8 protein-coding genes are annotated in these 14,471 nt (G+C 63.3%); 7 read left to right on the top strand and 1 reads right to left on the bottom strand.

Annotated elements, in window-relative coordinates; translation table 11 throughout:
- Window positions 1–3: 3 nt before the first annotated feature.
- The 7 genes from NKH97_RS27185 (at window position 4) to NKH97_RS27155 (ending at window position 13,604) form a co-directional block, all read left to right on the top strand.
- Window positions 4–6,057, top strand: a complete 6,054-nt coding sequence (locus NKH97_RS27185) for a translocation/assembly module TamB domain-containing protein (protein WP_352799160.1) — start codon at window positions 4–6, stop codon at window positions 6,055–6,057.
- Between the two features lie 266 nt (window positions 6,058–6,323).
- Window positions 6,324–7,976 (top strand): ABC transporter substrate-binding protein, encoded by a 1,653-nt coding sequence (locus NKH97_RS27180; protein WP_352799159.1) that lies wholly within the window; start codon window positions 6,324–6,326, stop codon window positions 7,974–7,976.
- A gap of 228 nt (window positions 7,977–8,204) precedes the next feature.
- On the top strand, window positions 8,205–9,239 hold the full coding sequence (locus tag NKH97_RS27175; protein ID WP_027035014.1) for an ABC transporter permease: 1,035 nt from the start codon (window positions 8,205–8,207) through the stop codon (window positions 9,237–9,239).
- A 12-nt stretch (window positions 9,240–9,251) separates the two neighbouring features.
- Window positions 9,252–10,409, top strand: coding sequence for an ABC transporter permease (locus tag NKH97_RS27170; RefSeq protein ID WP_023813215.1), 1,158 nt, complete (start codon window positions 9,252–9,254; stop codon window positions 10,407–10,409).
- Window positions 10,410–10,475: 66 nt separating this feature from the next.
- The gene (locus NKH97_RS27165) at window positions 10,476–12,824 is read left to right on the top strand and encodes a dipeptide ABC transporter ATP-binding protein (RefSeq protein WP_128303439.1); all 2,349 of its coding nucleotides are present in this window, start codon (window positions 10,476–10,478) and stop codon (window positions 12,822–12,824) included.
- Window positions 12,825–12,942: 118 nt separating this feature from the next.
- On the top strand, window positions 12,943–13,170 hold the full coding sequence (locus NKH97_RS27160) for a ribbon-helix-helix domain-containing protein (RefSeq protein ID WP_023813213.1): 228 nt from the start codon (window positions 12,943–12,945) through the stop codon (window positions 13,168–13,170).
- The gene (locus NKH97_RS27155; RefSeq protein ID WP_023813212.1) at window positions 13,167–13,604 is read left to right on the top strand and encodes a TA system VapC family ribonuclease toxin; all 438 of its coding nucleotides are present in this window, start codon (window positions 13,167–13,169) and stop codon (window positions 13,602–13,604) included. Before NKH97_RS27160 ends, NKH97_RS27155 begins: the two co-directional genes overlap by 4 nt.
- A gap of 87 nt (window positions 13,605–13,691) precedes the next feature.
- On the opposite strand, the gene NKH97_RS27150 is transcribed toward NKH97_RS27155, so the two are convergent.
- Window positions 13,692–14,282 (bottom strand): transglycosylase SLT domain-containing protein, encoded by a 591-nt coding sequence (locus NKH97_RS27150; protein WP_352799158.1) that lies wholly within the window; start codon window positions 14,280–14,282, stop codon window positions 13,692–13,694.
- Window positions 14,283–14,471: the final 189 nt, after the last annotated feature.

Raw genomic sequence — 14,471 nt, 5'->3', positions numbered from 1 at the left:
GCGATGAAAACAGTCTGGCGCATCCTCCGCATTGTTCTCTACACGCTGCTGATCGTGGTTGCGGGAGCGATCGGCGCGCTGGTCGTGCTGACCAAGACCGAGCGCGGCCGCGACAATCTCGCCGGCATCATTTCGCGGCTGGCTTCGAACGACGACCGCAAGATCACGGTCAGCGGCATAGACGGCGTCTGGTCCGGGGCGCTAAGCGTCGACCATGTCGTGCTGGAGGACCGCGAGGGCGCCTGGCTGGTGGCGCGCAAGGTGGCCGTCGACTGGTCGCCGCTGGCGCTGCTGTCGAAAAACTTCAGCGCCGACCGTATCGCTGCCGAGCGTATTGAGTTGGCGCGATTGCCGGTGGCCAGCACGCAGCCAGCGCCGAGCGGGGGCACGGCGACGCTGCCGGTTTCCATCGACATCAAGCAGATCGATCTGCCCGAGATCGCGCTTGGCCAGCAACTGGCCGGCAGCGGCATCGCAGAGCTTGCGGCCAAGGGATCGGTCAAGGCCGATGCCGCGCCACTGGCGGTCGAGACGGTGCTCTACATCACCCGCCATGACGGCAAGCAAGGTAATGTCGACGCCAAGATCCACTTTGCGCCGGCGGACAACAGGCTCGATCTCGACCTCAAGGCCTCGGAGCCGGCAGGCGGTATCATCGCCAACCTGCTCAAGCTGCCCGACACGCCGCCGGTCGACATAAATGTCTCGGGCACCGGGCCGCTCGCCAATTGGAACGGCATCGGCACGTTCTCGGTCGACGGCAAGATCGTCACCCAGCTGACGGGTCGCCACCAACTGACCGACAAGGGCAATCATATCGAGGCCAAGGGCGATGGCGATTTCGCTCGCTTCCTGCCTGAGAATCTCAAGCCGCTGTTTGCCGGCAAGACCAGTTTCGACATTGCCGGCACCGCCACATCGGCCGGTGGCGTCAGTGTCGACCGCGCCAACATCGACAGCGATGCGGTGCACGGCACCGCGACCGGCATTGTCGATCCTGCCGGCGCCAGCGACCTCTCGGTCGAACTCGCCGCCAAGGGGCCGCCCGTGGTGATCAGCGTCGGCAGCAAGGCGCAGCCGATCACGCTGGCGATCAGCAATGCCACCGCCCGCGCCTTCGGCGACGGCAAGGCGCCGATCATCGACGTCGGCGCCTCCTTCGTCTCCATCGTCGCCGGCGGCACGCGGCTGGATGATCTGGCGGCCCAGATCCATTCCGACGGTTTTGACATCCAGAACCGCGCCGGGCCGGTCACCGTCAAGCTGGAGGCGGGCGGCCTCAACACCGACGTGGCGACGCTGGCGCCGCTGATCACCGGCAAGATCGATGTCGACCTGGCCGGGTCGGTCAGCAAGGACGCCATTGCCATCGACCAGGGCACGCTGCGTTCCGACGCGCTCAACGCTTCGCTGACCGCGACGGTGGCGCTTGCCGACCTGTCGATGCAGCTCAAGATGAACGCGGATGCCGTGGCGACGGCCTTTCCGCCGCAGATCGCCTCGGTGCTCGGCGCTAGGGTGAAATTCTCGGCGAGCGCGGCCCGCGACCCGCAAGGGTCTTTCGCCGCCAACTCGATCGAGTTCACGTCCGGCACGCTCAGCGCCGCCGGCACGGCCAGCATGCAAGGCACCGACATCCAGGCCGACATCAAGGGCAAATTGGGCGACGTTTCCGTGCTGTCGCCGATAGTCGGCGTGCCGGTTGCCGGTGGCGTCGATTTCGCGCTGTCGGCAAGTGGCGCCATGACGGCGCCGGATTTCACCGTTACCGCCGACAGCGACAGCCTGACGGCATCGGGCCGCACGGTGAAGAGCATCAAGCTGACGGCAAGCGGCAAGGCCGATATCACCAGTCCCGCCGCCAACGTATCGCTGACCGGCTCCGTCAACGACCAGCCGCTCGACATCAAGGCAGCGCTGGTGACGAGCGAAGGCAAGCGTTCGATCAACGGATTCCTGGTCTCGCTGGGCGACAACAAGGTCTCGGGCGATCTCGCGCTCGACGACAAATTCATGCCGCTCGGCACGCTGACGCTCGATGCACCCGCTATCGACCAGCTGGCCGCACTTGCCGGCCAGGCAGTGACGGGCGACATCGACGGCACCATCCGCTTTGCCAAGGAGGGCGACGCACCCTCGGTCGCGATCGATGCGAAGAGCACGTCGATCGCGCGCGGTGAGGTGACGGCCAAGGCCATCACTGTCAATGCGCTGATCGCCAATTATCTCAAGGCGCCTGCGATCGCCGGTTCGATCAAGGCCGGCAGCGTCACCTCGGGAACCTCCGAAATCGGCGATATCGGCGTCGACCTGAAGCGCGATGGCGACTGGACCAATTTCACCGGCGGCGCCACCATAGCGGGCATTCCGGCAACCGCTGCCGGCCGGGTGAAGATCGCCGACGGCACGACCAGCGTCGAGATTGCCTCGGGCGAAGCCACTGTTCGCGGCATCAAGGCGGCAATCGCTCAGGCGTCGACAATGAGCATCGCCAACGGCACGACCAGCATCGAGAAACTGGCTCTCGATGTCGGCGGCGGTTCGGTGACGCTGTCGGGCACTGCCGGTCAGACGCTCGACCTCGCGGCGCAATTTTCGGCACTGCCCGCGGCGCTCGCCAATGAATTTTCGCCCGGCCTCGATGCTGTGGGCACGCTCAGCGGCACGGCTGGTGTGACCGGACCGCCAGCCGCTCCCGATGTCCGCTTCAATGCGCAACTGACCGGAATCGAAACCAGCCAGACCCGGCAGGCCGGGCTCGGGCTGCTCGCCGTCGATGCGGCCGGCAGCTACACCTTGGCCGGCGGCGTGATGCTCGATCAGGCGACGCTGACCGGCGACAAGATTTCCGGCAAGGCCGCCGGCACCCTCAACCCGAACGGCGCTAGCGATTTTGCGCTGGATCTCATATCATCCGGCCCCAGCCTGCCCCTGACTGTCGGCAGCGCCGAGAGTCCGGTCAAGATCGAGATCCAGTCGCTGTCGGCAAAGGTGGCGGGCGAGAGCACGCGGGCCCGCCTGGATATCTCCGCGATCCTGCCCTCGATCGTCACCAGTCCGGCGAGGGTGGAGGGGCTTGCCCTGGCGTTGCACTCGGATGCGTTCGATCTCAAGAACCGTGCAGGGCCGGTTTCCGGCACAGTGTCGGTGGACGAGGTCGGTCTCGACAATCCGGTGATCGCGCCGCTGATCGCCGGCAAGGTCACGGCAGCCGTCAGCGGCCGCCTGACGGCCGACCTGTTTGCCATCGACAGCGGCTCGCTCAAGAGCGATGCGTTGAACAGCCAGGTCGCCGGCCAGGTATCGCTGCGAGACGGTGCCATCGACCTCAATCTGAAGGCGGATGCCCCATCGTCGGCCTTGCCGGCGGCGGCGCGCGGCATGCTTGGCGAACGCGCTGAGATCAGCGCCACGCTGAAGCGCGATCCCAAGGGCAGCATCAACATAGGCGGATTGAAGTTGACCTCGGGTGCGCTGACTGCCGACGGGCAAGCCAGCCTTGCCGACAACAAGGTGGCCGCCGACATCAAGGGCGCGCTGAGCGACATCTCTCTGCTGTCGAAGGATGCCAAGGGCGCCATCGCCTTTGCGTTGAAGGCACAGGGGCCGGCCACCGCGCCGGACCTGTCACTGACGGTCGACAGCGACAGGCTGCTGGTGGCGGCGCGAGAGATCACCGGGTTGAAGCTGACCGCCACCGGCAAGGCCGATGCCGCCAATCCGGCAGCCAACGTGCAACTGACCGGCAATGTCGCCGGCCAGGCGCTGCAAGGCAGCGCGGTGCTGGCGACGGCTGACGGCAAGAGCGCCATCAACGGGCTGCTGCTGTCGCTCGGCAAGAACAGGATTTCAGGCGATCTGGCACTGGACGAGAAGTTCGTGCCGGTCGGCACCATCGCGCTCGACCTGCCTGATATCGGACCGCTGGCGGCACTGGCGCTGGAAAAGGCCGAAGGCGACGTACGCGGCACGATTGCCTTCTCGAAGAATGGCGCAGCACCCCAGGTCGCCATCAAGGCGGCGACAGCGTCGATTACGCGCGGCGACCTGCAGGCGAAAGCCGTCTCGATCGATGCGCTGGTCGCCAACTATCTGGCGGCGCCCGTGATCTCCGGAAAGATCCGCGCCGACACCGTCACGTCGGGCGGCACCGTGATCAGCGGCATCGATGTCGATTTGAAGCGCGACGGCGACTGGACCGGTTTTTCCGGCGGCGCCACAGTCAAGGGCATTCCGGCACAGGCTGCTGGCCGCGTGAAAGTGGCCAACGGCACGACGACCATCGAGCTTGCCTCCGGCCAGGCGACCGTCCAGGGCATCAAGGCGGCCATTGCCCAAGCCTCGACCGTCAGCATCGCCAATGGCACGACGACGCTGGACAGGCTGGTGCTCAACCTTGGCGGTGGTACGGCGACGGTAACCGGCAAGGTCGGCACGGCGCTCGACATCAACGCGACGCTGGCGCGGGTGCCGATGTCGCTTGCGAACAGTTTCTCGGCCGGCCTCGACGCCGCCGGCTCGATTTCGGGCACGGTGAAGGTGACGGGTGCGCCGGCCAGCCCTGCGGTCGCCTTCAATATCGATGCGGCCGGCGTGCAAACATCGCAGACCCGAGGCGCTGGTGTCGGGGCGGTGAGTGTTTCCTCGTCCGGCACCTTTGCCGCCAACAAGCTGGCCTTCACCGCCAATGTCAGCGATGGCGCCGGCCTTGGCCTCAAGGGCGGCGGCACCGTGACGACGGCCGGCACGCCGGCGCTGGTGCTCGACTTCAATGGCGCCGTGCCGTTCGGCCTGCTGAGCCAGAAGCTCGCCGCGCAAGGCATGTCGCTGACGGGCACGGCCAATGTCAACGTGCAGGTGCGCGGTCCCGCGACATCGCCCGTCATCGGCGGCAGCGTCAGCACCTCCGGTGCGCGCCTTGTCGATGCGCGCTCCGGCCTCGCCGTCAACGATCTCGCCGCCGATGTCACGATTGCCGGCGGCGTCGCCAGGATCAACCGGCTGACCGGAACGCTGTCGACGCGCGGCAGCCTGTCGGCCAGCGGCACGGTCGGCATCAACCCGGCGCAGGGTTTTCCGGCCGATTTGTCGATCAAGCTGGTCGACGGCCGCTATACGGACGGAAGGGTGGTGACCGCCAATCTCGGGGGCGACCTGACGATCAAGGGACCGCTGACCTCCGCACCGGTCATTGCCGGCACCGTGAATCTCGCCAAGACGGTGATCACGGTTCCGGACAAATTGCCGGGCTCGCTGGCGGCGCTCGACGTCAAGCACAAGAACGCGCCAGCTGCGGTCAAGGCACAGGACACGGCGCTGCGGCCGCCGACGACCAGCGGCAAGGGCGGCGGTAGCGGCCTTGCGCTCGATGTCACGGTCAACGCCCCGAACCAGATCTTCATCCAGGGCAGGGGCGTCGATGCCGAACTTGGCGGCTCGCTCAGGCTGACCGGCCCGGCCTCGTCGCCGCAAGCGGTCGGCACCTTCACCTTGCAGCGCGGACGGCTGTCGATCCTCGGCAAGCGGCTGACCTTCACCGAAGGCACGGTCGGGTTTTCCGGCTCGCTGGTGCCCTATCTCAATTTGACGGCGACCACGACGACGACCAGCGCCACCGTCACCATCGTGGTGTCGGGCGAAGCGACCAATCCGAAGTTCACCTTCTCCTCGGTGCCGGCGCTGCCCGAGGACGAGGTGCTGGCGCAATTGATCTTCGGCCGCTCGATGTCGAACCTGTCGCCGCTGCAGATCGCCCAGTTAGCCGAGGCCGCCGGGCAACTGGCCGGCGTCGGCGGCTCGACGTCGCTTCTGGAAAACCTGCGCAGCGCCATTGGCGTCGACGATCTCGACGTCACCACCGACGACCAGGGCGGCACGGCGGTTTCGGCGGGCAAATACCTCAACGACCGCACCTATGTCACGATCCAGAAGGGCGACAAGCCGGGCTCGGGCAAGGCTACGATCGACCTCAATGTCGGGCGCGGCGTCAAGCTGCGCGGCGAGGCCAACGATGCCGGCGAAGCCAAGGGCGGCATCTTCTACGAGAAGGAATACTGATAATTCGGCAGGGCTTTTGGCCTCATGATGGATCGATTCTGGCGCTGTTCGGGCTGGAGTAAATGTCTCAGTTTAATCGACTATCGAGATTCCAGAAGAATCCATCGGACAGTAGCAAATTTGCGCCAAGACTGTCGTTATCACGCGAACCGCTCCCCTTTCAAAGTTGCACATTCCCTAACATGTTCTCAATCCACGCCGTCTTTGACATCATGGCCTGGATGCGGAATGTTAAAAGGCGGAAAGCCAACAATGGGAGTTAAGTCATGACAATTTATAAGAGTAATGGCGATCGCGTTCCGGATCACATCCTGGCCATGGCCGAAGAAGCCAAGGCAGGCAAGGTGGACCGCCGCGAATTCCTGGCCATGGCCAGCGTCTTCGGCGCATCGACGGCAATGGCTTACGGCTTGCTCGGGCTCGCCGATCCGACGCCGGCGAAGGCCGAAGAGGTAAAGGGCAAGAAGGGCGGCACGCTGAAGATCGCCCAGTGGATCAAGGATCCCAAGGACCCGCGCAAGGCCGACTGGTCGGAAATCGCCAATGCCGAGCGCCAGGCGCTCGAGCCGTTGGTCAAGTACACGTCCGAATACACGTTCCGCCCCTATCTGCTGGAAAGCTGGGACGTCAACGACGATGCCACGCAGTACACGCTGCATGTGCGCAAGGGCGTCACCTGGTCGAATGGCGATGCCTTCACCGCCGCCGACGTCGTCTTCAACCTGAAGCGTTGGGCCGACAAGAAAGCCGAAGGCAATTCCATGCCAGGCCGTCTTGGCTCGCTGGTCAAGGACGACAAGCTCGACGAAAGCGCCGTGACCATGCCGGACGACCACACGGTCGTGCTGAAGCTCACCAAGCCGGACATCGCGCTGATTCCGAACATGTGCGACTATCCCGGCCTCATCGTCCACAAGACCTTCGACGAGAAGGGCGGCGACTTCAAGGCCTGCCCGATCGGCACCGGTCCGTTCGAACTCGTCTCCTACGATGTCGGTCAGAAGGTGGTCTACAAGCGCCGCACCGACGACAAGTGGTGGGATGGCGAAGTGTTCCTCGATGGCCTGGAATTCATCGACTACGGCACCGATCCGGCAGCCATGGTCAGCGCTTTCGAAGCCGGCGAAGTGCACACCAATTTCGAGACTTCGGCCGACTATGTGTCGATCCTCGACGGCATGGACCTGGTGAAGTCGGAGATCGTCACCGCGTCGACCATCGTCTGCCGCACCAACGTCAACAACAAGCCCTATGGCGACCAGAAGGTGCGCAACGCGCTGCAGCTTGCGGTCGACAACAATGTCGTCTTGCAGCTCGGCTACGGCAATGCCGGTTCGGTCGCCGAAAACCACCATGTCTGCTCGATCCATCCGGAATATTACGAGCTGCCCAAGGTTGCCCGTGATCCGGCCAAGGCGAAGGCGCTGATGGCGGAAGCCGGCCAGGCCGACTTCGAACACGAGCTGATCACCGTCGATGAGGACTGGCACAAGAACACCGGCGATGCGATCGCCGCCCAGCTGCGCGACGCCGGCATCAAGGTGAAGCGCACCGTTCTGCCGGGTTCGACGTTCTGGAACGACTGGACGAAGTATCCGCTGTCGATGACCAACTGGAACATGCGCCCGCTCGGCGTCCAGGTTCTGGCCATCGCCTATCGCACCGGCGAGGCCTGGAACGAGGCCGGCTGGTCGAATCCGGACTGGGATGCCAAGCTCAATGCGGCGCTCGCCGTTGCCGACGCCGCCAAGCGCAAGGAGATGATGAAGGAAATCGAGCAGATCCTGCAGGATTCCGGCATCATGATCCAGCCGTACTGGCGCAAGCTCTACAGCCACTCGGTCAAGGCGGTGCAGAACTACAAGATGCACCCGACCTTCGAGCGCGACTACGGCAAGATCTGGCTCGAGCAGGCTTGATCGCACCGGCATTGGGGGAAGAGGCTCGCTCCCTTCCCCCGCTCTTTGCATCGTCCGTCCCTGCTGGTCCGCACTTTCTCAAAAAAGTTGCGGACTCGCGGGCAAGGCCATGCAACAAAAACAGGGTTGATCGCATCCGAAGGCCTGTTTGACAGCCAGCCCCGCCGGTCACGGTAGGGTTGGCTTTCATAGCCGGCTCAAACCCCAACCCATCGGCAGGGGGCCGCCATGCTTTCCTTCGTTATCAGGCGTCTTGGCACCATGGCATTGACGATGCTGTGCCTGACCATGGTCGTCTTCTTCCTGATCAACCTCGAACCCAATCTGAAGAAGCTGGCGATCAGTCAGACCGAAATGCATACGTCGGCCGAGCAGCTCGAGAGCTGGCTGGTCAATCATGGCTATCGGCAGAACTTCTTCGTCCGCTATGGGCAGTGGTTGGGCGTGGTGCCCAAGCAACCTGTGACAGACCCGGCGACCGGCAAGCCGGCGCAGCGTTTCTCCTTCTGCAACGATCCACTCGTGCCGACCTTCGCCGGCGTTTTCCAGGGCGATTTCGGCTGCTCGACCAAGTTCAAGGCGACCGTCGCCTCAAAACTGTTTCCGGCACTTGGCGCTACGGGCATCCTGATGTTCTGGGTGCTGGTGGTGATGGTGCCGATCTCGCTGCTGATCGGCATTCTGGCCGGCATGCGCGAGGGGTCGCGAACCGACCGCGTGCTGTCGGTGGCATCGATCGCCTCGACGGCGACGCCTGAATATGTGTCGGGCGTCATCTTCACCGTCATCTTCGCCTCATGGCTAGGCTGGCTGAACGGCTCGGCGGCTTCGGCCAGCCAGGGCATCACCTTCTATAATTTCACTTTGCCGGTGATGACGCTGGCGATTTACGGCATCGGCTACATCGCCCGCATGACGCGTGCCTCGATGGTCGAAGTGATGACGCAGCAATATATCCGCACTGCCAGGTTGAAGGGTCTTTCCTTCGGCAGCGTCGTGGTCAAACATGCCTTGCGCAACGCGCTGATCGCACCGTTCACCGTCATCATGCTGCAGTTTCCCTGGCTGCTCACCGGCGTCGTCATCGTCGAGGTGATGTTTCGTTACCAGGGCTTCGGCTACACGCTGGTCGAGGCGGCCGGCAACAACGACATCGACCTTTTGCTCGGCTGCTCGCTGGTCTCGGTGTTCATCGTCTTGATCACGCAGCTCATTTCCGATGTCGGCTACGCATTTCTCAATCCGCGTATCAGAGTTCAGTAGGGAGCGAAGCGGATGCCGGTTCAATACATCAGTGGCTTCACCGTCGTTCTCGAAGTGCTGTCGCGCTTCTGGCCGGTCTGGATCGCGCTCGTCATCGTCATGGGCGCGAGCTTCGCCTACAAGAAGAAGCTGGCGCTCTACGGCCAGCTGTTCGACAGCGGTGTCGGCATCGTCGGCGTCGGCATCTGCCTGTTCTGGCTGTTCACGGCAATCTTCGCCGCGACCGTTTCTCCCTTCGATCCGCTGGCCCAGATTCCCATCATGAAGGATGTGCTGCCGGGCGCCGTCGAACCGAAATCGGGGCTGACCTATCTGTTCGGCGGCGACAAGCTGGCGCGCGACGTGTTTTCGCGCATGGTCTATGGCAGCCAGATCGTGCTGATCATCGCGCCTGCGGCAACCGGCTTCGCGCTGATGGTCGGCATCACGCTCGGCCTGCCCGCCGGCTACTACGGCGGCAAGATCGACACCGTGCTGTCGTTCCTGGCCAATCTCGTGCTGGCCTTCCCTGTGATCCTGCTGTTCTACCTTTTGGTGACGCCGGGCATCATGGACACGCCGATCCCTTATGGCATGGCCGGCGTCTTCTTCCTGTTCCCGATCATCTTCTTCAGCGTGCTGTTCTGGACCCGCTACAAAAACCGGCCCGACCGGCTCTACATCCTGCTCGGCATCACCCTGATCCTCGGCGGCTGGATCTATGCCGGCCTGGTCTTCGACGCCGATCCGCTGAAGATCGTGCATATCGACCCCAACCAGCTCAATATCTTCGTGGCGGTGGTGTTCGCGTCCAGCCCCGGCGTGTTCCGCATCGTGCGTGGCTTGGTGATGGACATCAAGACGCGTGACTATGTGGCGGCGGCGCAGACGCGCGGTGAATCGCCCTGGTACATCATGCTATGGGAGATCCTGCCCAATGCGCGCGGGCCACTGATCGTCGACGCCTGCCTGCGCATCGGCTACACCACGATCCTGCTCGGCACGCTCGGTTATTTCGGCCTTGGCCTGGCGCCGGAAAGTCCGGACTGGGGCACTGCGATCAAGGACGCCAGCCGCCTGCTGCGCTCCTTCATCCACCCGGCGTTGCCGCCGACGATCGCACTGATGTCGTTCGTGCTGGGCTTGAACCTGCTCGCCGACTCGCTGCGCGAACAATCGATGAAAGACTGATCTCGCGGGTTTCGACCCGATGCGCCTGATAGAAACGGCCTAGAAGAACCAGGATTGGAGCGACCCATGAACGAGGCAGTTCGAAATCCCGCGACGCCAACCAATGGGCCGGCCAACGCGCCGATCATCGAGATCGAGAACCTGTCGATCTCCTTCTTCACCCGCAAGGGCGAGATCCCGGCGGTCATGGATTTTTCCTGCACCGTCATGCCCGGCGAGGCGATGGGCATCGTCGGCGAATCCGGCTGCGGCAAGTCGACCGTGTCGCTCGGCATCATGCGCGACCTCTCCAACATCGGGAAGATCGTCGGCGGCAAGATCAAGTTCCAGGGCAAGGACATGGGCGAGCTCTCCGACGAGGAGTTGCGCTCCATTCGCGGCAACAAGATCGCGATGATCTACCAGGAGCCGATGGCGAGCCTGAACCCGGCGATGAAGGTCGGCCAGCAATTGATGGAAGTGCCGCTGATCCACGACAAGGTGTCGAAGGAAGAGGCCCATAAACGCGCGCTTGACATGGTGCGCGCGGTCAAGCTGCCTGATCCCGAGCGCATGATGCGCTCCTATCCGCACCAGCTCTCGGGCGGCCAGCAGCAACGCATCGTCATTGCCATGGCGCTGCTGTCGAAGCCGGCGCTGCTTTTGCTCGACGAACCGACGACGGCGCTCGACGTGACGGTGGAGGCCGGCATTGTCGACCTGGTCAAGGGGCTCGGCGAGAAGTTCGGCACGTCGATGATTTTCGTGTCGCACAATCTCGGCCTGATCCTGGAAACCTGCGACCGCATCACGGTTATGTATTCGGGCGAAGCGGTCGAAACGGGCAAGATCAAGGACGTGTTCGACCGGATGCGCCACCCTTATACGCAAGGGCTGTTCCGCTCGATCCCGCTGCCCGGCGCAGACAAGAATTCGCGGCCGCTAATTTCGATCCCCGGCCAGCTACCGCTGCCGCACGAGCGGCCCAAGGGCTGCAATTTCGGCCCTCGCTGCCACCATTTCGTCGAGGGCGTCTGCAACGCCGCCGAAATCCCGATGATCGAGGTCGCGGGCCACGAAGGCCATTTCTCGCGCTGCGTGCGCTTCAACGAGATCGACTGGGAGGCGCTGCCGCCCGGCGCCAAGAAGGTCAATGAGCGCGTCGTGCCCGGCGCTCCGGTGCTCAAGATCGAGGATCTCAGAAAATACTACAGGGTCGGCGGCAGCGAGGTGTTCGGCTCGAGCGAGGGCCGCGTCGTCAAGGCCAACGAGACGATCTCGTTCATGGCGCGGGAATCCGAGACGGTTGCCATCGTCGGCGAATCCGGCTGCGGAAAGTCGACGCTGGCCAAGGTGCTGCTTGGGCTGGAGACGGCAAGTGCCGGCACGGTGACGCTGGGCAACAAGGAAATCCAGTCGACGGGCATCGAGAAGCGGAGCGTCGACACGGTGTCGTCGATCCAGATGGTGTTCCAGAATCCGTTCGACACGCTCAATCCCAGCCATTCGGTCGGTTCGCAGATCATCCGCACGCTGGAGAAGTTCAATGTCGGCAAGACGGTTGCCGATCGCCGCAAGCGCATGCTGGAACTGCTCGACCTGGTGAAGCTGCCGCGGGCATTCGAAACCCGCAAGCCGCGCCAGCTATCGGGCGGCCAGAAGCAGCGCATCGGCGTGGCGCGCGCCTTTGCCGGCGACGCCAAGGTGGTGGTGGCCGACGAGCCGGTCTCGGCATTGGACGTGTCGGTGCAGGCGGCGGTGACCGAACTGCTGATGGACATCCAGCGCAAGAACAAGACGACAATGCTGTTCATCAGCCATGATCTGTCGGTCGTGCGCTACATCGCCGACCGCGTCGTGGTCATGTATCTCGGCTATATTGTCGAGCAAGGCACGACCGACCAGATCTTCGCGCCGCCCTACCATCCCTATACCGAGGCGCTGCTGTCGGCGATCCCGATCGCTGACACCAGCGTGGTCAAGCGGCACATCGTGCTGGAGGGCGACATTCCCTCGGCGATGAACCCACCGTCCGGCTGCCCGTTCCAGACCCGCTGCGGCTACAAGAAGCTGGTGCCTGACAATCTGTGCGAGACCAAGGTGCCACCGGTCAAGCATCTCGGCGGCGGCCATATGAGCCTGTGCTGGCTCTCCGACGACGTGCTGGCAACGATGGAGCCGGTGATCAAGTTCGACAAGGAGCACGCCGCGCACGAAGGCGTGCCGGATGACGCGCCGCATGGCGATGGCCCCGGTTTTGCCGGCACGCCACCGAAGCGTCCGCGCGGCAAGACGGGCAGCGCGGAAGCCGATGCAGCGAGGCAGGCCGGCGAGGAGACGGAAGCCGTTTCGAAAGCCCGCCGTCACGAGGTCCGCGACGAGGTTTCGGAAACCGGCGATACCCCAAAGCCGGGCGTTTCTAGGAAACCGAACTGACCGGCATCAGGCAATGCCATCAATTTCATATGCTGCGCAAAACATGCGTCCCTTGAGAATCTCAGTCTGTTGCTCTATGTGATGCGTGATGTTTGATGCTTGGAAAGGAGGACGAATTGTGAGAACGACACTTGCAATCGATGATGATGTCCTTCTTGCCGCCAAGGCTATGGCGCGGCAGCAGGATCGCAGCGTGGGAGAAGTCATTTCCGATCTGGTTCGCCGTTCGCTGCGTCGGCCGCAGGCGGGCGGTGAGCGCAACGGCATTCCCTTGCTTTCGTCGCGGCCCGGCGGGCCGATGGTCGATCTCGAAACGGTCAATGCGCTTCGCGACGAGCTGCCGTGACCTTCCTGCTCGACGTCAATGTGTTGATTGCGCTGATCGATCCGGCTCATGTCGCGCATGACGATGCCCATCGGTGGTTCGAATCCACCGGGCATCACTCATGGGCCACATGCCCCATCACCGAGAATGGCGTTATCAGGATCGTGGGCAACCCCAAATACCCCAACTCTCCTGGCTCCCCTGCCGTCGTCGCGCCGATCGTCGGCAAATTGCACGCACTTGCCGGACACCAGTTCTGGCCCGATGACATTAGCCTTGTCAGTTCCAGAGAGATCGACGCGGGCAAGATCCTGACTTCGACGCAAGTAACCGACAGTTATCTGCTGGCGCTGGCCAAGTCGCATGACGGCGAGTTGGCGACGTTCGACCGAAAGCTATCGACGACGGCGGTAAAATCAGGGAAGGCAATCCTTCATCTGATCCCAAGCAAGTGAATCGCTGAGATCTTTTCTGCTCGAGGGGCGACATCGCTTTTCGCAGCGCCAAGTGATTTCACTTGGCTGCGTAATGCTCCGGCAAAGTCAGTTGCCGCACTCGCTCAGTTGCTGCGCATAGTCCCGCGCCATCTTGTCGGTGGCCCGGGCATAGCCCTGGACGCCGGCATCGCCCCGGTTGCCGCGGCCATAGGCGGTCCAGCCGAGATAGTAGGCAAGATAGAGGTTGTAGGTATCGTTGCGGGCAACGCCATACCTGTCTGCGGTCTTGGAATGATACCAGCCGACAAAGTCGACGGCGTCGGCGAATTTCGTCCGCCGTGCCGCCCAGTTGCCGGTCTCGCGCTGATATTGCGACCAGGTGCCGTCCAGCGCCTGCGAGAAGCCGGTGGCCGACGAGACATGCTTCCACGGAATCAAGCCGAGCAGCTTGGTGCGTGGCGGCCGTGCATTGCTCTTGAAACCGGATTCTTTGCGCACCGTCGCCATCAGCACGGGAACGGGGATGCCGTATTTCTGCTGGGCGCGCTCGGCGGCCGACTGCCAGTTGTCGAACCAGCCGTCATTCTGGTCGAAGACGGCACAGACATTGTTGATGTGGCTGGGCGGCGTGGCGCAGGCCGAAAGCGCCAGCAGCACGCAAACCGCACCAATTTTACTAAAACTCGAACTACGCATGGGCAGAGCAATAGGCCGAAATCATAAAGGGAATCTTGCGGCGTCCGTTAACGCTTCGCCGGCGCAGTCTCTAAGGAAATCCAGTATCGATAATCCGACGCACTTCGTCGCTTTTTCTAAACAGACATTGCAGAAATGCCGCCGTGGCTAAAATCGCGCCCGCAGACGACGTATTTCTGACAGCTTGCC

The organism is Mesorhizobium sp. M0870 (genome assembly GCF_040319775.1).
GTDB lineage: Bacteria > Pseudomonadota > Alphaproteobacteria > Rhizobiales > Rhizobiaceae > Mesorhizobium.
This window is presented reverse-complemented; position numbering and strand designations above follow the sequence as displayed.